General features: G+C 39.4%; 23 protein-coding genes. 18 read left to right on the top strand and 5 right to left on the bottom strand.

The window, feature by feature from the left end; all coding sequences use genetic code 11:
• The first annotated feature begins 45 nt into the window (after positions 1–45).
• Genes UB32_RS19975 through UB32_RS04530 form a run of 5 tightly spaced genes read left to right on the top strand, consistent with a single transcriptional unit; the run spans position 46 to position 3,788 of the window.
• Positions 46–195: a hypothetical protein gene (locus UB32_RS19975; protein WP_157841610.1), complete on the top strand. Its 150-nt coding sequence runs from the start codon at positions 46–48 to the stop codon at positions 193–195.
• Positions 176–1,606, top strand: coding sequence for a sodium:solute symporter family transporter (locus UB32_RS04540; protein WP_044391586.1), 1,431 nt, complete (start codon positions 176–178; stop codon positions 1,604–1,606). The genes UB32_RS19975 and UB32_RS04540 overlap by 20 nt, the downstream gene beginning before the upstream one ends.
• Positions 1,603–1,725 carry a hypothetical protein gene (locus UB32_RS20675; RefSeq protein ID WP_277813874.1) on the top strand — a complete coding sequence of 41 codons (123 nt, stop codon included), beginning with the start codon at positions 1,603–1,605 and terminating at the stop codon, positions 1,723–1,725. Before UB32_RS04540 ends, UB32_RS20675 begins: the two co-directional genes overlap by 4 nt.
• 28 nt (positions 1,726–1,753) lie before the next feature.
• Positions 1,754–3,055 carry a M20 family metallo-hydrolase gene (locus tag UB32_RS04535; protein WP_044391585.1) on the top strand — a complete coding sequence of 434 codons (1,302 nt, stop codon included), beginning with the start codon at positions 1,754–1,756 and terminating at the stop codon, positions 3,053–3,055.
• A 28-nt stretch (positions 3,056–3,083) separates the two neighbouring features.
• Entirely contained in the window at positions 3,084–3,788 is a 705-nt protein-coding gene (locus tag UB32_RS04530; protein ID WP_044391584.1) for a DUF1028 domain-containing protein, read from the top strand.
• 37 nt (positions 3,789–3,825) lie between these two features.
• Here the strand turns inward: UB32_RS04530 and UB32_RS04525 are convergent, their stop codons facing one another.
• From UB32_RS04525 to larE, 5 genes are all read right to left on the bottom strand, one after another.
• Positions 3,826–4,143: a hypothetical protein gene (locus UB32_RS04525; RefSeq protein ID WP_044391580.1), complete on the bottom strand. Its 318-nt coding sequence runs from the start codon at positions 4,141–4,143 to the stop codon at positions 3,826–3,828.
• Positions 4,144–4,844: 701 nt separating this feature from the next.
• Complete coding sequence (gene larC, locus UB32_RS20670) at positions 4,845–5,309, bottom strand: nickel insertion protein (protein ID WP_044391576.1); 465 nt, start codon at positions 5,307–5,309, stop codon at positions 4,845–4,847.
• Positions 5,299–6,072, bottom strand: a complete 774-nt coding sequence (gene larC / locus UB32_RS20665) for a nickel pincer cofactor biosynthesis protein LarC (RefSeq protein ID WP_044391575.1) — start codon at positions 6,070–6,072, stop codon at positions 5,299–5,301. The genes larC (UB32_RS20670) and larC (UB32_RS20665) overlap by 11 nt, the downstream gene beginning before the upstream one ends.
• Positions 6,053–6,841 (bottom strand): nickel pincer cofactor biosynthesis protein LarB, encoded by a 789-nt coding sequence (gene larB / locus UB32_RS04510; RefSeq protein ID WP_044391574.1) that lies wholly within the window; start codon positions 6,839–6,841, stop codon positions 6,053–6,055. Before larB ends, larC (UB32_RS20665) begins: the two co-directional genes overlap by 20 nt.
• A 33-nt stretch (positions 6,842–6,874) precedes the next feature.
• Positions 6,875–7,693, bottom strand: coding sequence for an ATP-dependent sacrificial sulfur transferase LarE (gene larE / locus UB32_RS04505; RefSeq protein ID WP_044391568.1), 819 nt, complete (start codon positions 7,691–7,693; stop codon positions 6,875–6,877).
• A 980-nt stretch (positions 7,694–8,673) separates the two neighbouring features.
• Here larE and UB32_RS04500 point away from each other — a divergent pair.
• The 13 genes from UB32_RS04500 (at position 8,674) to UB32_RS04440 (ending at position 24,213) form a co-directional block, all read left to right on the top strand.
• Positions 8,674–9,813, top strand: a complete 1,140-nt coding sequence (locus UB32_RS04500; protein ID WP_044391566.1) for a class II fructose-bisphosphate aldolase — start codon at positions 8,674–8,676, stop codon at positions 9,811–9,813.
• Between the two features lie 76 nt (positions 9,814–9,889).
• Complete coding sequence (locus tag UB32_RS04495; RefSeq protein ID WP_044391564.1) at positions 9,890–10,945, top strand: LacI family DNA-binding transcriptional regulator; 1,056 nt, start codon at positions 9,890–9,892, stop codon at positions 10,943–10,945.
• 308 nt (positions 10,946–11,253) lie between these two features.
• Positions 11,254–12,504 (top strand): ABC transporter substrate-binding protein, encoded by a 1,251-nt coding sequence (locus tag UB32_RS04490; RefSeq protein ID WP_044391560.1) that lies wholly within the window; start codon positions 11,254–11,256, stop codon positions 12,502–12,504.
• Between the two features lie 113 nt (positions 12,505–12,617).
• On the top strand, positions 12,618–13,550 hold the full coding sequence (locus tag UB32_RS04485) for a carbohydrate ABC transporter permease (protein ID WP_052806949.1): 933 nt from the start codon (positions 12,618–12,620) through the stop codon (positions 13,548–13,550).
• Complete coding sequence (locus UB32_RS04480; protein ID WP_044391559.1) at positions 13,547–14,374, top strand: carbohydrate ABC transporter permease; 828 nt, start codon at positions 13,547–13,549, stop codon at positions 14,372–14,374. Before UB32_RS04485 ends, UB32_RS04480 begins: the two co-directional genes overlap by 4 nt.
• 44 nt (positions 14,375–14,418) lie before the next feature.
• Positions 14,419–15,459 (top strand): Gfo/Idh/MocA family protein, encoded by a 1,041-nt coding sequence (locus UB32_RS04475; RefSeq protein WP_044391557.1) that lies wholly within the window; start codon positions 14,419–14,421, stop codon positions 15,457–15,459.
• An 18-nt stretch (positions 15,460–15,477) separates the two neighbouring features.
• Complete coding sequence (locus UB32_RS04470; protein WP_044391556.1) at positions 15,478–16,350, top strand: sugar phosphate isomerase/epimerase family protein; 873 nt, start codon at positions 15,478–15,480, stop codon at positions 16,348–16,350.
• A 68-nt stretch (positions 16,351–16,418) separates the two neighbouring features.
• Positions 16,419–17,435 (top strand): Gfo/Idh/MocA family protein, encoded by a 1,017-nt coding sequence (locus tag UB32_RS04465; RefSeq protein ID WP_044391555.1) that lies wholly within the window; start codon positions 16,419–16,421, stop codon positions 17,433–17,435.
• Complete coding sequence (locus UB32_RS04460) at positions 17,392–18,747, top strand: glucose-6-phosphate isomerase (RefSeq protein WP_347230904.1); 1,356 nt, start codon at positions 17,392–17,394, stop codon at positions 18,745–18,747. The genes UB32_RS04465 and UB32_RS04460 overlap by 44 nt, the downstream gene beginning before the upstream one ends.
• 87 nt (positions 18,748–18,834) lie before the next feature.
• A complete protein-coding gene (locus UB32_RS04455) occupies positions 18,835–20,010 on the top strand; it encodes a diphosphate--fructose-6-phosphate 1-phosphotransferase (protein WP_044391552.1) in 1,176 nt (391 codons plus the stop codon).
• A 36-nt stretch (positions 20,011–20,046) separates the two neighbouring features.
• Positions 20,047–20,910 (top strand): triose-phosphate isomerase family protein, encoded by an 864-nt coding sequence (locus tag UB32_RS04450; RefSeq protein ID WP_044391550.1) that lies wholly within the window; start codon positions 20,047–20,049, stop codon positions 20,908–20,910.
• A complete protein-coding gene (locus UB32_RS04445; RefSeq protein ID WP_044391549.1) occupies positions 20,911–22,383 on the top strand; it encodes a lactate racemase domain-containing protein in 1,473 nt (490 codons plus the stop codon).
• Positions 22,384–22,848: 465 nt separating this feature from the next.
• Complete coding sequence (locus tag UB32_RS04440) at positions 22,849–24,213, top strand: hypothetical protein (protein WP_044391547.1); 1,365 nt, start codon at positions 22,849–22,851, stop codon at positions 24,211–24,213.
• Positions 24,214–24,767: the final 554 nt, after the last annotated feature.

Raw genomic sequence — 24,767 nt, 5'->3', positions numbered from 1 at the left:
AATTCAAAATTTTATATAATTATCAGTAAATTACTGAAAGGGGAAATGATGATGGCATTCTGGATTACGGCAAGCATTTTATTGTTTTTAATTGTAATCGCTTCAACTTTTGGTCCAATGGTCGGTCTTTATGGGGAAATGGAATACACTAGCAAGAAGGAGGGGGTAGGGCAAGATGAGCGCTTTTTCGGTTAATATACTAGTTATCTTGGCGTTGGGCGCAATTTTTATCGCATCAAGCTGGTACATTTCAAAAAAGGTTTCCACTGCTGATGATTATATTTCAGGGAACGGTAAGCTCGGCGTCGCCTTTGGAACTACTTCTCTCCTTGCCTTCTGGATTACTGGAAACACAATCATGGCAGCCCCTGAAGCGGCATACGGTATGGGGGTTATCGGAGCAATTGCCTATTCTTTTTTGGGCGGTGTGGCTGTGGTTGCCTTCTCCCCGCTAGGAAAAAGGATTCACGCCATCATTCCAAATGGAAAGACAATTGGAGACTTTTACAAGAACAGATTTGATAAAAAGAACTATTATTTCTTTTTATTCATGGTATTCATCTATATTTTCGGATTGCTGATGACCCAGGGAATCGGGGGAGGACTCCTGCTCGAGCAGACCTTCCATATTCCTTATGAACTGGCTGTTGTGCTGACTTTCCTGATAGTCATTATCTATGCTTCGATGGGAGGTTTCTCGTCTGTCACAGGAATCGCGTTCTTCCAGGTAATGCTGATATTCGTTGTGGTTATTGTCGTTCCGCCGATTGTGTACTTTAATACTGGCGTAGCACCAATATATGAAGGAATCCAAAAGCTGGCACCAGAAAAACTTGATTTGCTGCTTCCGTCTGGAATCTTATTCATGTTCGCCGGAGCGATGATGGGCATTGGGGAAGTTTTCATGGATAACACCTTCTGGCAAAGGGCATATGCGGTTCGAAAAGAGAAACTGATGAGCATCTTCTCGCTTGCCGGGATTGGCTGGTTCTTTGTCCCTCTTGCCACAGCAACCCTTGCTTTCGTTGCAATCGGCACTGATCAGGCTCCAGAGCAGGTAAACCAGGTTGCGCCATATATTGCTGAAATCTATGGTGGTGAATTCGTTAGCTGGGTCTTTCTTGTCGGAGTATGGTCTGCCCTAGCTTCTACCATCGCGGCCATTCTTAATTCATTGGTTTCGCTGATTTTAAATGATGTTTATAAATCCATTAATCCAAATGCGGATAATAAAAAGCTGCTAAAGATGGCAAAGGTGCTGACAGTTGTCATTGGGGTTCTAGCGCTTCTCATCAGTTTACCGAAATTCCTGACTATGCTGCAGATGCTCATTTTCCTGGGCGTTATCAACGCAGCATTCGTATTCCCGATCATTTATGGCCTGTTCTGGAAAAAGCTGAATGCAGATGTCAGCTTCTGGGCAGCAATCCTTGCTGTAATCGGCGGATATATTGCCTATTATACAATCGGGTCACTGCAGGGTGTCGTTGTCAGTGGATGGATTTCATTCCTCGTCTGCTGGATTGGCAGCTTAGTGAAGCCTGCAAATTATGACTGGGAAAAACTATATCGGGTCGGAGCTGTACAGGAGGTGACACGCAAATGATCATTTCTGCCGAAGCATTCAATATTTTGATCTGGGTCAGTATTGTCGGTTCAGGTTCGCTGATGTTTTATATCTTTGGCTACTTCCTTTATGAGCTGAAGAGAAAGAAGATTTGGTAAAAATTTTTAAATGCAACGGGGTGAAAGTATGCAGAAAACAGAACAAGCAACTTTTTATGGAAGGTTATTGGAAGGGTATAAGCCTGAGCTTAGCCATTCGGGAGTAAGTGGAGAACGGATTGCGAGAAGACTTAGTGAACTATCAAATATTGGTTTGCAAGAAAGTGGCGGTGTGACTCGGTCTGGTTATTCATTACTCGAAAAGCAGGCGAAGGAACTGGTCATAAGCTGGATGGAAGATGCGGGTCTTTTTGTCACGGTTGATGGAGCAGGAAATGTGTTCGGAAAGCTGCGAGGCAAAAGTGATGGACCTTCGATTATTTCCGGCTCGCATCTTGACAGTGTACCCAACGGAGGGCATTTTGACGGGCCACTAGGTGTTCTTTCAGCATTAGAGGTAGTTGAGTCATGGAAGGAGCAAGGTTATGCACCTGAAAAACCGTATGAGGTCGTGATTTTTTCGGATGAGGAAGGATCTCGCTTCAAAAGCGGACTGACAGGAAGTCGTGCTTTCACGGGCCAGACAAGCCCTGATTTATTGAAGGGACTCGTTGACGAAAACGCTCTGACGTTTGATGAAGTAATCAATGAATACGGAAGCAGTTTTGACAAGTATATTGATGCGAGGAACCATGGCAGGGAAATAGAATTGTTTGTCGAAGTCCATATTGAACAGGGAAAAATTCTTGAAAGAGAGGATGAACCTGTCGGGATTGTCAGCGGCATTGCAGGGCCAGCCTGGCTGGAAGTTATTTTTATGGGGGAAGCCGGCCATGCGGGCAATACGCCAATGGTTGGCCGCAAAGATCCGCTGGTGGCTGCGGGCATGTTTCTTCAGGAAGTCGAGAGGCTGCCGGGGAAAGTTTCTGAAACAGCTGTAGCGACAGTGGGGAGGATAAATGTTTCTCCAAATGGTGTGAATGTAATCCCTCAAGAAGTATACATGTTTACTGATATCCGTGATATTCATGAAGAAACCCGGGACCGGCTGGTAGAGATGGTCAGGAAAAAGGCAGAAGCAGTAGCTACTGAGAGGAGTATTGAGGTCAGGACTAGCTGCAACACCCAAATTACACCGATGCCGATTGCCCAACAGCTTCAGGAACAGCTGGTTAAAGCAGTCCGGAAAGTTGGCATTAAGCCTGTTTTCATTCCAAGCGGAGCAGGCCATGATGCAATGATTGTAGGAGAAAAGTATCCAGCCGCGATGTTATTTGTCAGGAGCAAGGACGGCATCAGCCACAATCCGCTTGAATGGTCATCTTTGAACGACTGTGTATACGGGGTTCATACTTTAAAAGCGTTTATTGAAGATGTTATGAAAGGCTGACTTTTAAAAGGAAAGGGAGGAATTAGAAATGACTTTTTCTATTACAGCAAGATGTGAGGAAACCGGAAATTTCGGTGTCGCTGTGACAACAAGGGTACCAGCTGTTGGAACTCTGTGCCCATTTGTGGAAGCTGGCGTAGGTGGGATTGCCACCCAATCCTTTGTAAACCCATATATCGGTATCAACGGACTGAAGTATCTGAAGGAAGGATTATCGGCCGAGGAAGTAAAGGAACGAATCCTTAAGGAAGATCCAGAGCCGGCAATCAGGCAGTTTGTTATTGTCGACAATACCGGTAAGGCGGTTGCCTTCACTGGTGAAAAATGTGATGGATGGAATGGCCAGATTGTTGGTCAAAACTACGGTGTGGCAGGGAATATGCTTGTCGGAAAAGACACAATTCTGGAAACCGCCCGGGCATTTGAAAACAGCAAAGGAAAGCCGCTTGCGGACAGGCTGATCATCGCCCTTCAGGCCGGGCAGGATGCTGGCGGCGACAAACGTGGAAGGCAATCCGCCGCGGTGAAAGTAGTCAGTACCGAGGAATATCCATTGGTCGACTTGCGAGTCGATGAACACCCTGATCCCGTCAAAGAACTAGGCAGGGTTTACGAAGTAGCAAAAAAAGAATTGTTCCCATTCGTTGAAATGCTTCCAACCAAAGCCAACCCAAAAGGGAATTTTAATTTTGAGTCGTCAAGGGAAATGGGATTGCTGCAGGATAGTAAATAACTGGACGTGGTAACGGTTTTTATGGACTTATAGGGGTTTAAATTGATTGTTTATTTCTGTCTTCATCCAGAATTTTAACGGAAAGTAACCGGGAGCGTATATAAACAGCTCCCGATTTTACTTTGGTGTGCCCTGCATGGGCGATAACTTGGAGGTGAAAGTCCACTACAAACTTGCCAGTAGGTAATGACATCTTTTGCAGCAAAGAAAAAGCGCAGGAAATTAATTGAAAAGGATTTAAAAAAGAGAATGCATTAGCTGAAGCAGCAGCAACAGCAATTCTATTATTAAGAAAAAAGACCCTGGCGGTCTGGGGGACAAAGAGGAAGAATGATTCTTCCGTCAGATCACCCACTCGTAGTAGAACTCATACAAGAAGCAAATCAAAGTAGTGCTCGATTGGCACTTGCATGTTGGAATCTTAGCGTACGCAATTATTAACGGTAGGTTTCCAAAGGCAGAATGAAAAAAGATCACCGTCCCATGGCGCAAAGAAAAGAGCCCATAAACATCCACGACGTCCACGCATTGAATTATCTCCATCCATCATGATGTGATAGGAATCATGTACTATTTATGCGATCATGAATAAAGTCTACAAGTAGGCCTTTGATTACGGCCATTGCTTTTTACCACTCTTTTAGAAGGAATTTATCAGAATTGTACATTCATTTACCAACCCTTTTATCGACCGCTCCAAAGGCATTCTTGACACTGAGTCTCCGATGGGTATAATGTTGCAGCCCTTGCCGGCAATCCCCTTGGAGCACTCTCGATGGTCGCTAGAGGCTGCCAGCCGTAAGCTTCTCCCGCCTACTTAGTATCAAGAAGCGCTTCGCTTGCCTTTTACATTGGGTTGGTAAATAGCTTGTCGTTTAGTGGTAAATTTCTTGTCACTCTTTGGTAAAAACAATGGCAGAGATGGTACATTTGGATGGCTGTAATCACCCTTAACCAATCTTCATGCCATTCACTAGGATCAAACTGGGAGCAGATTATAGTTGAGGAAGTTGGATATCGCGTTTGCTGAATTATCCTAATAGAAGAGCAAAAATGTCAAAGTTCTTTCCATACCTCTTGGAAAACCAGCTGCAAAGGAATTTTGTGTTTTTCTGCTAATTTCCTGCAATCTTCATATTCAGGGGCTTGTTGTACTAACATCCCCTTATGAAACCCCTGCTTTACAGATACTCTTCCCAAGTGCGTATCCACCTTTATAAATCGTCTTTCCAGCCTGTGGACGGAGGCTGGGTAGTACCTTATTCCTAATGTGGTGGTTTCTGCAAATATGATACTTTTGACCAATTCAAGATTCTTGGTGTCACACAGGACCTGAAGCATTACACCAGGACGATTCTTCTTCATGTAGATAGGGATATAAAAAACGTCGTTGACACCGACTTCGAATAGTAAGTCCATTACATATCCAAGCCACTCACTTGATATATCATCAAGATTTACTTCAACTTTCATCATATTTTCATCAAGATGCTCAAACCGATGCGCTAAGTCATGTTTCATTGCGCTCAACCCTCTCTCCTATCACTAGACGTAAAACATTTGGATGATTTTTGAAAGTTTTTGTTCCCGCTCCATATCCAATCTGTTCAATTTTTATGGAAGGCATTGTCTGAAACTTGTCTATTAATGTAGCCAGGATGCCAGCGCCGGTTGGTGTAGTTAATTCGCCTTCTATATTTGTTTCTTTAAGGGGAATCCCTTTCAATAGGTCCAATGTTGCTGGAGCAGGTACTGGATAATATCCATGGTCAATTTTTATCGTTCCGCTTCCAACTGGAACAGGGGAAGAGATGATTTCATCGGGATTCAGCAAATCAATGCAAATGGCAGTCGCCACTATGTCAATTATGGAATCAATCGCTCCGACTTCGTGAAAATGAACTTTTTCCAGAGGGATATTATGTATTTTGGATTCGGAAAGGGCAACTTTATCAAAGATTTCGAGTGAAATCTCTGTCACCCTCTCGTTAAAATTTGCATTTTTGATCATCTCCATTATATGGCTGAAATGTCTGTGTCCGTGTGATTTCTTATAATGGTGATCATCCTTGGGATTAGGGTTGTACTCGACATTAACATGAAATTGGACAGCGGAAATCCCGTTTTTCAAGACTTTTTCCCATGATAGAGAATATTCACTTTCCAGCTTCAGTTTTCTTAACTCTTTTTCGATAACAATGGGATCAACACCCAAATCGATTAAAGCACCCACTGTCATATCACCGCTGATTCCAGAGAAACAGTCAAAATATAGAGTCCTCATTTCTGTACGTTCCTTTCTTGTTTGAAGTTTTTTGGTTGATTAGCGCGGCATAATACCCAGCGCCAAATCCATTATCAATATTTACGACACTGATCCCGGGGGAGCAGGTGTTCAGCATTGATAGCAGAGCTGATAGTCCTTGAAAGTTAGCTCCGTATCCGATGCTTGTGGGAACAGCTACGATAGGATTGCTAATCAATCCGCCTACCACACTTGCTAATGCGCCTTCCATGCCAGCAATAACAACCGTCGCCGACGCATTCTCAATCCGTTCAAGCTGGTGGAACAGGCGGTGTATCCCAGCAACGCCGACATCGTAAATCCGTTCAGTTTTACATCCAAAAGCTTCGGCTGTAATAGCAGCCTCTTCCCCAACAGGAAGGTCGGATGTTCCCGCACAGACAATTGCAACGTATCCATCATACAGGACTTCAGGCTCTTCGGAATGTACCCAGGTCAATGCTTTGGCAACAGGGTGATAGGTGAGCATGGGTAGTATTGCTTGAATTTGGTGTGCTTTTAATTCGTCAATTCGTGTGGCAAGGACACGCCTGTTTGTTTTCATAAGGCTATTTATAATGTTAATGATTTGGTGGACCGTTTTTCCTTCACCAAATACTACTTCTGGAAAACCGGTCCGTCCTTGACGAAAATGATCAAGCTTTGCAAACCCTTCCAAATCCTCATATGGCAATAGTAATTTTTTAGCGTGGTCTACATTTAAGGAGCCTTCCTTAACCTGCTGAAGGATATATTCAATTTGTTCCATTTACATATCAACCCCTAATTGTTTTGTGAGTAGTTATACCTTTGAAACTCCTTGTGCAATCATCTTATTCATGTTGCCACTTTTGTACCCTGCCAGGTCTAGTGTTACATACTTGTAGCCATATGATTCAAGTGCATTGGAAACCACCTTGTAGTTTTCGAGGATCACTTTGAGATCAGGGGGATCCACTTCAATACGGGCAATTTCTTCATGAGTTCTTACCCTAACCTGCCTAATACCAAGCTTCTTTATAAAGAACTCTGATTTTTCTACTTTTGTTAGTTTTTCTTGTGTAATCGTTTCGCCATAAGCGATCCTCGAAGATAGACAAGCCATGGCTGGTTTGTCCCATGTCGGCAACTTAATCTCCCTAGATAATTCACGAATTTCAGTCTTATATAAACCTGCCTCCTGCAACGGACCTCGAACATCAAGCTCTTTGGCTGCTCTTAAACCAGGACGATGATCGCCCATATCATCGGCAATCAACCCATACACCACATTTTTGAATCCATATTTATTCATAATCGGATATACGTCGTTAAACAGTCCTTTTTTGCAGAAATAGCATCTATCTTTGGTATTTTCGGCATAGCCGGGCAGGTTCAACTCTGAAGTTTCTATTATAATATGTTTTGCCCCAATAAGGCTGGCCAATGCTTTCGATTCTTCTAGTTCAACTGAGGGGAATGATTCTGAATTAGCCGTTATCGCCACCACATTTTCTGGTTCAAGCACATCGACTGCCACTTTCAATAAAAAAGTGCTGTCTACACCGCCTGAAAAAGCAACAGCCACGGATTCCATTTCTCTAAGTATTGATTTAAGTTTTATATATTTTTCATGAAGCATGCCCTTGTCCCTCCTTTATTTCATTAGAGAAATTCTTCTGGAAATATAGTAATATTTAAATTTTTGGCGTAAGATTCACGCTTTTAACCTCAAACATGGAACACAAAGTCTAAATTTCCAATTTTACTTTATGTGTGTCTCTTGTCCCATTTACTAACTTTCATAAAAAAGCAAGAAAAAATTTTCTGGATTTTTCCTCTTCATTCATTACTATATTATAATTTAGATTAAGATATTTTCTCGGGATAAATTAAATAATATTTTGAGATACCGATGTAGGTTTTCAGATGAATCAAGAATTCGAGATTCCCAAGTTAACAACCTTTATGGTGCTTGAAAGGGAAATATAGCTTTCTTCTCACAAGGGAACAATCATAGAGGGGTAAGATAAAGAAATTTAGAGCGGTCCCTACTATTTATATTCCTCCCTGCTAATTTAGTATTAAAATCTTTGGGTATAGTAGTTTTCGTACCTTCTGCAAGGGCCTTTAATTGCTAAAACGATGATTTTTTAGAACTGTGGCTATTTGCATAAATCAAAAAGCGAGAAGCCTATTCAGTTAACTTTAGATAAATACTAACATGTATAAAGTTAAATGATAATCAAATTTTATGCAAACGTTTAACAAGGATGATAATCCTCATTAGAAATAAAAACCCTTTTAAATTATGTGATCTACTAATTTATATTTATCATTAATTAGCAATACTATGAAATAATTAATAGGTTCTAAAAGGTTTCGGAGCTCTAGTTTAAACATTATAAAAAAAGTGTGTGTAGCGCTAAGAGAGATAAAACGTTTGAGTAAAAAATATTTTGAAGTTTCTCCCCTTAATGCTAACATATATAATGCATTGGACATTTATCTCATAACTAGATAGAAACTCAGAAAAGGTATGTCTGAAAACTAATTTATTTAGGACTTGAAACACATGGTGTTCCAAAATATTTCATATTTTGAAGAGAGAAGGAGTAAAAAATGCCATTAATTCCATTAATGCCTTTGCTTCACGCTACAGAAAGATATCGCTTTGGGCAGCCTGCATTTAACGTCAATACGATTGCGCAGGTAAAAGCAATCATCGAAGTTCATGAAATGTTTAGATCTCCAGCATTAATTCAAGGTGCAGATTTAGCGAATGGCTTTATGGGGGGGAGAACTGACTTCATCAGTTCAACCATTGAAGATAAAAGGAAGGGAGCGAAGCTACTAGGTGATGCTGTAAAGAAATATGCAGAGAATTCGCCTATTCCCATAGTACTTCACTTAGATCACGGCAAAGATTTAGAATCTGTTAAGGCAGCAATTGATGGCGGGTACACGTCTGTAATGATTGATGGTTCTTCTCTTCCTTATGAAGAAAATATAGAACTGACGCAGGAAGTAGTCAAGTATGCACATGCCAGAGGGGTTACAGTTGAAGGTGAACTAGGCGTGTTGGCTGGTGTTGAGGATCATGTTTTCTCAAACCAATCAACCTATACCAATCCTCTGCAAGCGCTTGATTTCATAAAAAGGACTGAAGTTGACAGCTTAGCAATTTCCTATGGTACAATGCATGGGCCAAATAAAGGGAAAGATGTTAAGCTAAGAAGAGAAATAGTCGTTGCTATTAAAGAAATACTTAGACATGAAGGGATATTTTGTGCCATTGTTTCCCATGGTTCTTCTACCATACCTGGACATATTGTGGACGAAATAAATGGTTATGGGGGAATTGTTGAGGGCGCTCAAGGAATTTCAATTGGTGAATTGAAGAAGGCAATTTCTGCTGGGATCAACAAAATAAATGTCGATACAGACATCCGACTGGCGACTACAAGGAATTTGAGAGAATTATTTATGAAATCTCCCGCTATGAAAAACAGCGATTCAGTAGGAGCGATATATCAACTCCTGGAAGAAAACAGAAAACAAGTAGATCCACGAGTATTCTTCCAACCCATTATGGACACGGTTACTTCTGGTAAAATTCTTGATGACGATGTAGCAGCAATAATCAATTCCGTTGAATTAGCAGTAAAGGAAATTGCAGGGTCCTTAATTGTGAACTTTGGTTCTGCTGGCAAAGCCCCTTTGGTTGAACTTCTTTCATTGGACGATATGGTTCGTATTTAGATTGGACTTAGATTAACAGGCATACTTAAGAGGAACAAGATTTAAGGATTAGCAATTGACCTTTTGGAGGGGTAATATGGAAAATGATCAAAGTTCAGTAACGTTAAAAGATATTGCGAAAATGGCAGGGGTCTCTATAACAACTGTATCAAGGGTCATTAATCATAGTAATACCAAAGTTGCGAGCAAAGATGTGCAGAGCAAGATCTGGGACATAGTAAGGCAGACAAACTACGTACCAAATGCCACTGCGCGCAGATTGAAAATGAAGGATTCTCACTTTCCGCAGAAGACCCAATCAAAGACGATTGGGTGTATCTATGCACGTTCAACTGTTGGTGACAGCAATCCATTTTTTTCAGAAATTGCCCGTTCACTGGAACGTGAAGCGTTTAAACTGGGATACATATTAAAATATTCCTTTTCAGGATATGACATTAATGACCCCAAAACATACGAGCTCATTTCCTCTTATAATGTTGATGGTGTCGCAATCCTGGGAAGGTTTGATAAACATTTACTAAGTTTCATAAAAAAGCATTACAAATATATCGTATATACCGGGTTGAATAAGGTAGCACATGCTGACTATGACCAGGTCTTGACTGATGGCTACCAGGCAGCAATTTCTGTTGTAAAGTATTTAAATAGACTCGGGCACACAAAGATTGCGTATTTAGGAGAAACTAAAAACGAAGTTAGGTACCAGGGTTATTGTGATGCAATGAGGCAATTAAATTTGACTGTAAGAAATGAAAATATCATAGAATGCCAATTTTCTTCCGAATACGGTTACTTGGCTACCAAGGAATATTTAAAAGATAAAAGAGAGGTCACAGCAATTTTTTGCGGAAATGATTTATCTGCGATTGGTGCTGTCAAGGCCATTAAGGAAAGTGACTTGAAGGTTCCAGAGGATATTTCCATCATGGGAATAGATGATATCGATACTGTCCAATATGTTTCTCCGATGATCACTACCATTCATGTTCCCCGGGAAGAACTCGGGAAGGTCACCGCTAAACTATTGATCGATCGAATAAATAACGGAAAAAAAATCCCTATGAAGATCGAGTTACCTTATTCTATAATAGAGCGTGAAAGCTGTATGGATATAACGAAAACAAAATAAAATTAGATAGATAAAGCCAGCCATAAACAACTCGGGTCCCATTCCATAAATCGGGATCCTTTTTTATTTTTAAAAGCTAATAAATTCAGCGTAAAATAAGAATTTATATGTAAAACGTTTAACTAAAAAAGCGTTTACATTTTAATCACCTATGATAGGATGAAATTGTAAACCGTGTCATTTGTTGTGTGAAACTCAATGCTGAATGTCAATGAAGTACATTAACAGAGGGTAGGTGAGAGTGGATAAATTCAAAGTATAATTTGAGTCGATCATTGAAGAAATTATGATTATTTAGGAGGGGAATTATGAGAAAGACACTGCAATTTTTAATAGTGCTGTTGATTGTAGGTACACTTCTGGCTGCATGCAGCAGTAGTAAGGAAACGAGTGGAGAAAGTTCAGGAAAGGGTGCAGTTGAGTTAGAAGTCGTATCCCACAAACCCGAATTAAATTCAGTTTGGCCAAAAATACTTGAACAGTTTCACAAGGAATACCCAAACATCAAAGTTACTGTAAACAATCCTCCTGAGACAGCCACTGTCCTGCAAACGAGAGCAGTCGCCAATGATATGCCTGACATAGCAACATTCCCGTATAATACTGCGGAGTTAGGGCTTGTTTATGAAGGGTATTTTATCGATTTAACCAAAGAAGAATTCCTTAAATCTAATTTCAGTCAGGATGTGGTGGATGATAATAAAATTGATGGAGTAAATTACTTTGTTCCGTATTTGGCCAATGGTACTGGAATTTACTACAATGTGGATCTTTTTAATGAACATGATATTGAAATACCAAAAACGCAAGATGAACTATTTGAAGTTTTGGACTATTTCAAATCTAAAGGAATCATGGGCTTATCTTTTTCTGACCAGGAACTATGGACTATTGGAGCATTAGGTGATAGGTTAACTGGGCTGTTTTTCGATGATAAGGGTGAACTGTTCAAGGATATTGCAGAAGGGAAAGCTTCTGCAGCAGATCATCAAGGTATGAAAGAAGTAGCGGAGTTTATTTTGAAATTGCACAAATACGGCCAAAAAGACAGCCTTGGCGTTGGTTATGAACAAGCAATAAATGAATTTGCGAATGGTAAAGCCGCAATGATGTATCAGGGAACATTTGCCCTGCCTCTAATTAAGGAAGCAAATCCTGATCTGAACATATCCATGTTCTTGGTACCTGGCAAGACAGAAGCAGAGACTAAGGTTGGAACCAATATGGATTATGGGTTAGCGATTTCCAAAGATTCAGAGTATAAAAAAGAGGCGAAAATCTTTTTGGAATGGTTGACAAAGAAAGAAACTGCACAAAAATTCCATGATATCGAAGGATCTCCATCATTGGTTAATGGCGTAGAATCATCGGTACCTGAGCTTGAGGCAGTGACGAACGCGATAAAAGAAGGTAAAAACTTTAAAATTCCAAGGAACTATTGGGCCCCAGGGATGGTGACGGAGTTTAACAAAGTTTTACAAGATTTAATTGCAACTGGTGATGTTGATGCTTCTATGAAAAAGCTGGACAAAGCAGTAAAGCAAATCTATAACAAATAGATTTTAGAGGGAAAGGAATATCTACATCTTCAGACTTTGGGCCAATTGCTATACAACGTTTAAGATGTGATTCTAAAATCATTATCTTAAACGTTGTAAGTGAGGTCCAGGATATGGAGATCGTTGGAGTGGAGGAGGAAGTGGAAATGGCATTTAATGGCAAAAACAGGGAGAAAGGTTCGAAACGTTTAACCGATTTTTTTATAACGTTGCCAGGACTTATTATTTATTCTGTTTTTTTTGTTATCCCCCTTTTAATGGGGCTTTTCTACAGTTTCACAGACTGGAATGGAATCAGCCAGCAATTCAATGTAATTGGATTTGAAAACTATCAAAGATTGATTGACGATGAACGTTTCATTGAAACTTTAGGATTCACTTTTAAGTATTCTTTCTTTTTGATAGTGGGAGTCATATTTTTTGCTATAACTATAGCTTTGATTTTAGAATCCAAAAATTTAAAAGGCTTTTCTTTTTTTACTACCGTTTTCTTTGTGCCTGCCGTAATGAGCTTAGTTACTGTTGGAATGATTTTTAAGGAAATGTATTATAGGGCATTGCCGGCACTTGGGCAAAATCTTGGTATTGAGGCCCTTTCTACAAATATTTTATCAAATCCTGACATGGCGGGGTTTGGTATCCTCTTTGCAAATATCTGGACTGCAACGGCCATCCCTATGGTATTGTTCGCTGCTGCACTTCAAAACGTGCCTGGCGAATTGTATGAGGCAGCTGAAATGGACGGGGCTAGCTACAGCCAAAAATTCAAGCATGTAACCTTCGCTTATTTAATCCCTACCATTAGTATAGTGTTCATTTTACAGCTTAAAGCCGGTTTGGGAGTCTTCGACTATGTAATGGCCATCACGGGTGGTGGTCCAGCTGGTGCAACTGAATCTATTGGGACTTTGATTTATAAACTCGCATTTGAAGAACGAAGGTTCGGCTACTCGGTAACAGTGGGAGTAATAGTTTTTTTGCTGATTGCAGCGATTTCACTGATCCAGGTTAAATTAACCCAGAAAAAGGAGGTGTCAGCTGAATGATTTACCGATTGACACAGATGGGGAAATACTTATATTTGCTTATAGGTAGTATTTTAATAATTGGACCGCTGTATTTAAGCATAATAAATGCCATGAAAACAACACAGGAGCTATCCAAAAGCTTCTTCGCGTTACCAGAAAACTTGAATTTCACAAACTTTATTAAAGTGATCAATACATCGAATTACTTTCAATACCTCACCAATTCACTATTTATAACCATTATTGGAGTCATATTGATTCTGATCGTTGCTCCGCTGATCTCTTTTTCTATCGCAAGGAATATGGATAAAAATAAGTATTATAAATTTTTATTTTACTTTATTTTGCTTGGGATATTTGTCCCCTTTCAGGTAAAGATGGTACCGATTGTAAAGCTCTTGTCTGATTTGGGTTTAATGAACCATACGGGATTGATATTGCTATACGTAGCCGGAGCGCTTACCCAGGATGTCTTTCTTTTGGTAGGGTACATAAAAACTTTACCTATTGAAATAGAAGAAGCAGCCGAAATAGATGGGTGTTCGCGAATTCAAACCATTACCAAAATTACATATCCCTTAATGAAACCTATTTTAGCCACCATCATTATAAAAGATGCTTTATGGATATGGAATGATTTTCAGATGCCATTGATTGTATTGAGCGCAGCCCCGGATAAGTGGACACTTCCAATGTTCGTTTATAACTTCCAAAGCACTTATTCCGTAGATTTCACGATGGCGTTTGCTGCATTCGTTCTAGCATTGCTCCCTGTTTTAATTTTGTACATGATCATGAGGAAAAGAATTATGGGTGGACTTACTACGGGTGCGGTAAAGTAGGACATCTAAAAAGATAAACAATCGAAAGGTGATGTTTCATTCTGATGAACAAAATAAGATTCGGTATTGTTGGGACAGGAAAGACAGTAGGTATTGCCAGCAATCATTTGGAGGGTATAAATAACTGCGATGATACCGTGCTGGCAGCCATATACGATATTGATAAGGAGATGGCTAGATCCTTTTACTCTCGTAACAATCTAGAAAATGTAAAGATTTGTGACAGTTATGAGGAACTGTTGGGGATGGTGGATGCCGTGTCAATTTGCGTTCCAAATGACCAGCATATTGAGGTTGCTATTAAAGCCTTGGACCACAATAAACATATATTAGTGGAAAAACCAATTGCCGTAAATGCTAAGTCAGTGGATGAGTTGTTAAAGGCGGCAGAATCGAATGCTGACGTAATTTCAATGGTAAGCTTTAACTATAGGGAATTCCCAATATATGAATTTATAAAAGAATTAATTGATAGTGGAAAACTAGGCGCAATTTATACATGCAGGCAGCAGCTTGGAGGAAACAGGATAGCGGATAAAAGTGTAGAACGGGAATGGCGAATGGATAAGGAACAGTCAGGACCAGGAGCGGTAAGTGACTTTGGCTGCCACATGCTGGATTTAGCTTATTACTTACTATCCGCATCGGAAGGTAAATTGAAGGATTTCAAACTGGTTTCGTCTACTCATATTAATGAAAGAAACGATCCAGCAACAAAAGAAAAAAGAACTGTGACTAATGATGATTCAGCCATGTTTATCGCGAAGACTGAAAGTGGTGCGTTGTTATCTTTTTCAGCCAGCCGTGTCGGCGTATGCAACCATACCATTGAAGTGGTTGGTGAAGGAGGCATGGTATGCGGTGATTTCAGCAGACCTAATGAAATCAGCGTTTGGTTAAAAAATAAAGAAGGCGCATATCAAGCTGAAGATAAAACAGTGGTGGAATTGGAAGGAAAAGGCGGACATAATGGTATCATCCAGAATTTTGCCGATTGTGTTTATGGTAAAGCAACAAACGAAAGAACGATTAGGCATGCAAAATTCATTCAGCAAATGATAGATGACATGCTTGCAAATCATTAAATCAAGGAGGTATACATCATGCGCGTAGGTTTTTTGACAAATGTGTTGGCCGAATCAGGAGTTAGTGACCTGAAGGACCTGGCTACTTGGGGATATGAAAATGGATTTACAGATTTGGAAGTTGGGCCGTCGGTCGACTTAAAAGAAGATGAAGTTGAAAAAATCAAAAGTTCCGGGACAATAGACATTTCTGCCCTAACATATTGCAGGAACTTTTTGGATCCTAACAGCGAAATGGCAGAATATTACAAAAGTAACATTATTAAAAGGATAGAGTTGGCAGGGGAATTTAATATAGAAAAAGTGCTTTGCTCAACAGGAGTTTCTAAAGATGCATATGATGGAGTCCGTTTTAATCCCATGAAAAGTATAGAAGCATCAGTAGAATTTTTAAAAGTAATGGTTGAAAAGGCAGAGGAAAATAACGTAACCCTTTGTATAGAAAACTGCCCTCTAATGGGGAATATAGGCATTTCTCCATATATGTGGGATGAAATCTTTTCGCGAATTGACAGCGACAAACTGAAGCTTGCCTATGACCCTTCCCATTTGATATGGCAATTCATCGATCCTTATATTCCTATTCTTGAGTTCGGCCATAAAATTGGCCATGTTCACGCAAAAGATACGGAAATAAATTATACCACCTTGCGAAGAACTGGAATTTTGTTCAACCCGAAAAATGGAGAAATTGATTCTTCCGGATGGTGGAGATATAGAGTACCTGGCTTAGGGGAGCTTGATTGGAATAAATTCATTGATCATTTAAACCAGGTTGGATTCGATGGGACCATAAGTATCGAGCATGAAGACCCCGTTTGGGATGGGACTCAGGAAAAAGTTAAGGCTGGATTGATAAGAGGGCAAAAATATTTAAAACAGTTTATATAAACGAATTCTTTCACTCAAGTAAAAAAGCTATGTCACAACCACTCAAACCGAAAAAAGGAGGAAAATCAATGAATAAATTAAAGGTTGGAGTCATTGGTTGTGGAAGAATCTCTGTTGTATATGCAGAAGCATTTAAAAGGTTAAGCAACATAGAAGTAAAATACGCCTTGGATATCGATTTGAGGCGTGCAGAAAAATTTGCTATGAACTTTAGTGGCTGTGAATATTCCGACTCTATTGAGGATCTATTGCAGAAAAACCTGGACGTCGTTCATGTTCTGAGTCCGCACTATTTGCACAGGGAGCATGTTATTCAGTGTCTTGAAGCAGGCTTTAATGTTTTGACTGAAAAGCCAATCGCAACAACGTTAGAAGATGGTAGAGCCATGGCAGAAACAGCTAAGAATACTGGAAAAAAGTTAGGAGTAATATTCCAGAATAGATATATAGATGGAATTATTGAAGCGAAAAAGCTGATTGACCAGGGGGCATTTGGAAAGATAACTGGTGCATGGTCCTCGCTAAATTGGCATCGGCCTCCCTCATACTATCAAATTGAATGGAAGGGTAGCTGGGAAAAAGAAGGCGGTGGGGTCGTTATTGACCAGGCAATCCATTCTATCGATTTGGTCCGTTACTTGGTCGGGAGTGAAGTGAAATCGATAAAAGCGCAAATAGACACAAGAGTTCTTACTCAAATCGAAGTCGAGGATGTTGCAAGTGCTGCAATTACATTCGAGAATGGGGTCATTTATTCATTCTTCGCCTGCAATTACTTTACTAGCAACAGTCCGATCAGGATTGAATTGAGTGCTGAAAATGGGTCTATTTTGCTTGAAGGAGAAAAGGTAACAATTAGATTGAATGGAAAAGAGCTTATCATCCATCCAACTGCGGAGATAAAAGGCGAAGGGGAGACATATTGGAGTAACTATCATACTAGCCAGCTAAAACACTATTATCAATGCCTGTTAAATGATAAACCAGTGCCTGTCAGTCCGGATGATGCAATCAAGACATTGGAAGTAGTACTCGGTATATATGAATCTGCTAAGCGAATGTCACGGGTTTCAATGGAAAAGTGAAATTCTCAAAAAGAAGGTGTTTGGCATGAATGATATTAGACTGGAATTTTTGCAAAATAAACAATTTGTTTCTGATCAGGAATTAAACGAACGGTTAAGTAAAAATAAAAAATGGCTGGATGAGGCGCTTGGAAAAGTCTATTCGGAAAGGACCTCCCACCAGGATGATGTCTGGGGCTGGATGGATGTAGAAGAGTGGGCCAGTGATGAAGCTGTACAATTTGTGAAAGAAAAAGCCGAAACAATAAGAAAAGAAGCTGATGTTTTTGTGATTGTCGGGGTTGGAGGTTCCAATCAGGCAGCAAGAGCAGTAATTAAAGCTCTGCAAAAAGAAAGTAAACCTGAAATTCTCTATGCTGGCAACAATCTTTCTCCACATTACATGAATAACTTGCTAAAACAGCTGGAGGGTAAATCCGTTTATATTAATGTCATTGCCAAAAATTTTGAAACTTTAGAGCCTGGATTAAGTTTCCGTATTCTGCGGAACTTCTTGTACAGTAAATATGGCAATGAAACTAATAAACGAATATCCGTTACCGGTACAATTAATAGTTCTTTACATCAGGTTGCCAAGGAACATAATTTTGATTTTTTTATTTTTCCTGAAAATATTGGCGGCAGATTTTCTGCTTTGACTGATGTTGGATTACTTCCTATGGCTGTTGCAGGTATTGATATTTCTAGCCTGATTGAAGGTGCCAAAAAAATGCAGGATCTGATGCACAACCAAACAGATATTGATAATCTGGCATTAAAGTATTCCACTTTCAGGAACATTCTCTTGGATAAAGGCTATAAAATTGAAATGCTCGCTTTTTTTGAACCTCAGTTCCACTATTTTTCAAAATGGTGGATTCAATTATTCGCAGAAAGTGAAGGGAAAGAGGGAAAGGGCCTTTTCCCTGTGGCTGTAAACTATTCTGAAGACTTGCATTCAATTGGTCAATACGTTCAGCAAGGACAGCCAATCATTTTTGAAACATTTCTTGATATTGAAAACCCTAACAGTAGTTTAGTGATCGAAAAAGACCATGTTGAAGACAACTTTGATTATGTTAATGGTGAAAATCTTTGGGAGATTAATAAAATTGCATTAGGTGCCACCATAGGAGCCCACTTTAATGGAGGTATACCATGCGTTAAATTTTCTGTGCCGGAAATGAATGAATATTATTTAGGGCAATTGTTTTATCTGTTTGAATTCACTGTTTATCTTTCAGGCAGAATACTTGGAGTGAATCCATTCGACCAGCCAGGAGTAGAAGATTATAAAAAACTGATGTTCGAAAAATTGGGAAGGGGATTTTAATCCAAATCCTATATATAATGTTGATTCTTTATTCTAAGCCGTATCCGGTGACGGTTCATATGGAATTAGATTGAGGCGATAAAAACAATGAAGAATAATATACTCATCGTTCATGGTGGTGGACCAACGGCTGTCCTTAATTCCTCCCTATATGGAGTCATTAAAGAGGCCCAAAATAATATTTGTATAGATAAGATTTACGGAGCTATTGGCGGTTCTGAAGCAATCCTCAAAGAAAACTTTTTAGATTTGGGCACAACTAAGGATGCTGATTTGGACCTATTACTGCAAACACCGGGAACAGCAATAGGCTCATCCAGATTTCCTTTGAAACAGGAACATTATGAGAAAATGCCAGATATCTTTAAAAAGCATGATATTAAATATGTACTATTCAATGGTGGAAACGGAACAATGGAAGCATGCGGGAGAGTCCATGAGGTATGTAAGAATGAAGAAATATATGTGATTGGGATTCCAAAAACAATCGATAATGATATTGCAATAATTGATCATGCACCTGGATACGGGAGCGCTGCAAAATTTTTAGCCCATACAACAGCGGAAATCGGGGCAGATGTGAAATCGCTGCCGATCCATGTCACCATCATAGAAGCAATGGGACGAAACGCGGGATGGATTACAGCGGCTTCTGCGTTAGCAAGAAAAAGAAAAGAGGATGCCCCGCATTTGATTTATTTGCCGGAAAGGCCCTTCGTAGAAGAGGAATTCATGGAAGATGTCAAGGAATTATACGATCGTTTGGGCGGAGTTGTTGTGGTTGTAAGTGAAGGATTAAAAAACGCTGAACAAGAACCAATCGTACCGCCTATTTTCCAGCGGGGCAGATCTGTTTATTACGGAGATGTAAGTGAATATTTAGCGAATCTCGTTATTAAAAGACTTGGAATTAAAGCCAGAGGTGAGAAGCCTGGTCTTGCAGGAAGAACTTCTATAGCACTTCAGTCCAAAATTGATCAGGAAGAAGCCGTTTTGGTTGGGAGAACGGCAGTTCAAGCTGCTGTTTCTGGCAGAACAGGTGTAATGGTGGGTATAAGACGTTTGCCGGAAGAAAAGTATTCAATCGAGACATTCTTGGTGCCAATTCAAGAAGTTATGCTTCACGAAAAAAAACTTCCTGATCATTTTATTAATGAGCGTGGGAATAATGTGACTGAAAAATTCATTCAGTGGTGTAAACCCTTAATTGGTGAAGAACTGCCTGAATTCCTCAGTTTCAAAGATAAAGAGATAAGAAAGTAGTTTTCCTCAAATTAAAGGGATTAAAAGGTGATAATCATGAAACGGATTTATGCGAATTTAAAACGGTTTGATATCCCGGCAGAATATGGCGGCATAAATCGTTTTACCAGAGCACCCGAATGGGGTAATTTCATTGTTCGAAGCACTATGGGAGGTTTAAAGCAATATGCAAACGACGAAGTAGAGTTTGTCTTTTTTTTGCCAGAAACCCATTTAATTAACGCTTTAAACTCTGTTAATGGGGAGACGAATATAGCTATTGGCTGTCAAAGTGTTTTCAGGGAAGATACAGCCAAGGGAGGAAACTTTGGTGCATTCACAAGCAATCGTACAGCTAATTCAATGAAGGCGATTGGGTGCTTGGACACAATTATTGGCCATAGTGAAGAAAGAAATGATAAGGAAGACTTAATCAGGGAAGCATCTGGGACTTCGTTAGATGTGATAAACCGCTTGTTAAATAAAGAAATCAAGGCTGCAATCGCAGCCGGAATGTCTGTTTTATACTGTATTGGAGAAAAAGAAGGAGAACAGGAACGCTGGCAGGAGATATTGCGTGAACAACTAAAAATAGGACTCGAAGGAGTAGAAACGAGTAGTGTCACAATTGCATATGAGCCAATATGGGCAATTGGACCAAAAAAAACTCCACCTGGCAAGGATTACATCCAGGAAGTTGCCAGATTTGTAAAGCAAGAGACAAACGGCTTACCTGTCATATATGGTGGAGGGTTAAAGGCAGAAAATGCCGGCATGCTTGCTTCAATACCGGAAATAGATGGCGGACTAGTTGCCTTAACCAGATTTGAAGGAGAAATAGGCTTCTATCCTGAAGAATACCTGGACATTGTCCAGACCTTTTTGGGCAAAAATCATTCAAGGGAAAGCAGGTGCATATAAGTGAAACTATCATTTGAATACGGACATGGGCTCATGGAAGCAGAATTGCCTGACAATACCGACGTGTTTGTGCCCGGTGAAACCGTACCGGATCCTCCATGTATTCCAGAGGATGAAATTGAAAAAGCAACCCTTGAATCAATTCGGAACCCAATTGGAATGGAGCCTTTGACAAAAGTCGGAAAAGAAGGGGCGAAGGTGGCGATTATCTTCCCTGACAGGGTAAAGGGGGGAGAACAGCCAACTGCCCACAGAAAGGTTTCCATAAAATTGATTTTGAAAGAGCTATATAGTGTGGGCGTTAAGCAGGAAGATATTAAGTTTATCTGTTCGAATGGCCTTCACAGAAAAAACACAGAAAAAGAAATCCTCAACATTTTGGGTGAGGAAATATTCAACAATTTCTGGTATTCAAACCAAATAATCAATCATGATAGTGAAGACTATGAAAACTTAATAGATTTGGGCACTACTGAGAGCGGGGATCCCGTCATCATGAATAAATATGTGTACGATAGCGATATTGCCATTTTGATTGGACATACACAAGGGAATCCGTATGGAGGCTATTCAGGCGGATATAAACACTGTTCAACAGGAATTACCCATTGGAAATCGATAGCATCTCATCACGTACCCAAAGTTATGCATAGGAAGGACTTTGTACCTGTCAGCACTAAATCATTAATGCGGACAAAATTTGATGAAATCGGCGAACATATGGAGAAACGGATGGGAAAGAAGTTTTTCTGCTGTGATGCTGTCCTTGATACGAAGTCAAGGCAAATTGAGATTAATAGTGGATACGCCAAAGAAATGCAGCCCAAATCCTGGGCGACAGCCAATAAAAGGACTTTCGTTCCTTTTGCAGAGAAAAAATATGATGTCCTGGTATTTGGCATGCCGCAATCCTTCCATTATGGTGATGGTATGGGAACGAATCCCATCATGCTCATGCAAGCAATATCCGCCCAAGTGGTCCGACATCGCAGGATAATGAGTGACAAATGTGTAATCATCTGTTCAACTACCTGCAATGGCGATTTCCATGAAGAAAACTGGCCATATACAAAAGAGATGTATGAACTTTTCCAAAAAGATGGTATGAATACTCTAAAGGATCTAAATCATTTCGGAGAGTATTTCGCAACGAACCAAGAATATATTCGAAAATACCGTTATGCATATTCATATCATCCCTTCCATGGATTTTCAATGATTTCTAGTGGACATATAGCCGAAAAACATGCAGCCGCAATTTATGTTGTTGGAGCAGAAATGCCAGGCTTTGCAAGAGGAATGGGTCTAAAGACGAGAGCAACTTTTGAGGAAGCTTTAGAGGATGCAAAGAAAAAATTCGTTGGTAATGATCCTTCTATACTTGCGCTGCCAAAGGCATTTAAAACAGCTGCTGTCCATCTAATGATGAAGAATGATGTATATAATGACGAAGAATTTCTTCATCATATGTAGTAATTGAAAAAAATAATAACTCTTTCTTTATACCCTAGATTCCCGAATTGTATAAGAGGGTCTTCAAAACCCTTGAAAACAAAGGACGTTGCCACGTTACAAAATCAGTTATATATAACGATTTATTATGAAGAAAAAACGTTATAAACATTGTATATAAAGGCTTTCACTACAAATTCTCGTTACAAATTTTAGGAATGCAGGTTATACATGAAATCCCTGTTGTTTGGAAAAGAAGAAATCGTGGCAGGGGATTCTTTTATCAATTTGAATGGCTGTTATCTGTTTTTGGAGTATTAAGAAAGAGAACCTAAATAAAGTGTTAAAGGAGCAATGCATATCGATAATCAGATAGATGTCATATTTCCATAATAATTGCTATTAGCAATGGGGTTTTCCCAGCTACTATAGGAAGGATAATATCTCAAAATTAAGAGGAAATGGTATATCGATGTGAAGGACAAAATGGAAAAGGAATTGTTGTTTAACCATATATATATATTTCATTCATTTGTTTTTCTTCTTTATGGGATAAATGTATTCATTCATTGTGAGGCTTGGAATTATTTTATTGGTATGCTTACATTGTTAATGTTATTGGTTTCCTTACCTGAAGCAACCAGAACGTTTAAAATCCTCGCTTCTTCATTTATCGTTATAGGTACGATAGGGTACATGGAATCTGGCCAATCATTAATAGAAACCCCTGCATTCGTTACATCAAATTTACCGATTTTATCTTTGTTATCAATTCTTCCTTTGATGAGTAGCGTAGTCCACATCGGGAGATATGATAGGACTCTAAAAAACCTATTAAATCTTCATTCCAACCATATGGGCGGACTTTATGTACGGAGCGCTATTTTAACAATTGTTCTGTCAGCCTTCCTTAATTTATCTGCATTAACAATTTCACAAGAAGTGTTGAAGAATAAATTAAGGTTTGTAGATAAAGATGTAAGAGATTCCTTTATTAGAAATGTAACAATAAGAGCCTATACGCTAGCTCTTCTATGGAGCCCCTTAGAGATGCTGCTCGCCATGTCATTGCTTATTACAAATGTATCATATGATTCTGTTCTAATTTATCTGCTTCTTATAACCTTGATTGCTTTTTTGATTGATACTCTTTGGGGAAACATTCGTTATCGAAAATATTCTTTTGAGTTTCCCCTCGAAAGGGTAGTACATAAAAAACAATTGAAAGGAAAAATAATTGAATTATTTGTAGCAATAACATTATTTTTAGCTTTAATAATCTTAATTGGTAGACTGTTAAATCTAAATTTTATCTTTACCGTTACGCTCCTTATTCCCTTTTTTTCTTTAAGTTGGGCTAGCATAATAGGAAGGAAAAGGAGTTTTTTAATTAGTGGATGGGTATCTTGGAAAAAGGAAACAAATAATATGCAAAATTTTATTTTGTTGTTTATTTCATTATCTTATTTTTCGAATGGTATTAGCGGTTCTTCAGTTACTAATTACATTCAAGATGCTGTTTTGGAAGCTACCGACTACCCATTGTTAATTTTTTTGTTTATTCAGATTATATTTATCGTATTAAGTGTTTTGGGCGTTCATCCAGTTGCAACAATAGGAATCTTCAGTAGTTTAGTCTTAGCATTGGAAGAAACGGTAAATCCGACAAGCTTGGCACTTGTTATAATTGCAGGGGCAATTTCAACAGTAGCAGTTGGAACGTTCAATTTAGTGGTGCAGTTGACATCACGCAATACACAGCAAAGCCCATTCCGAATTACTTTAAGTAATCTTCCATATGCGATGTTGCTTTGTGTACTGGGCATACTTTTCGCATATCTTCTCTTATAACCGTGAGCCATTGGAGGGCCGGATGGCAAGAAATGAAGTTTTGAATAAAGTGGTTGATGCCTAAAAAGATATGATTCGATAGTTGAAGCAGCTCTTAAAAAATGCCTTCCGATTCATTGGGAGCAATAGATAGGCAACACTGAAATTTGAAAAATAAGCCAAGAAACACAAAATCCGAATTGGTTAAGATGGAGCAGGAGTTGATAAAACTAATCAATCGATTGATGAAATAGCGCAAAGGATCAGGAAAGAGAAGTAAGAGAGTTAGCGAATAATGTAGAGAGGCAGCCAGAACAGAAAGAAATGAATCTTTTTGAAAAATTGTGGGACAAATAGACGGTTCTTTTAGAGGACAATCGGAAGTTTTGCTCAAAAAAAGGCACGATCAGCGGTTTTAACTGCTCATCGTGCCTTTTGCTTTTTAGATTTTTCCTCTAACCCGCAAAATTTTTGATTGCCTGAGAAGAATGAAGTCGCGGTCTTAGATTATCGTCAAACCTGTCGTGTTTATTCACAAATTTGTCCTATTTAACCTGCATTCCCGAGAATCTGTA

The sequence above is a fragment of the Mesobacillus subterraneus genome (assembly GCF_000934845.1).
Lineage (GTDB): Bacteria > Bacillota > Bacilli > Bacillales > Cytobacillaceae > Mesobacillus > Mesobacillus stamsii.
The sequence above is the reverse complement of the archived record's forward strand: the minus strand, read 5'-3'. Positions and strand labels throughout refer to the sequence as shown.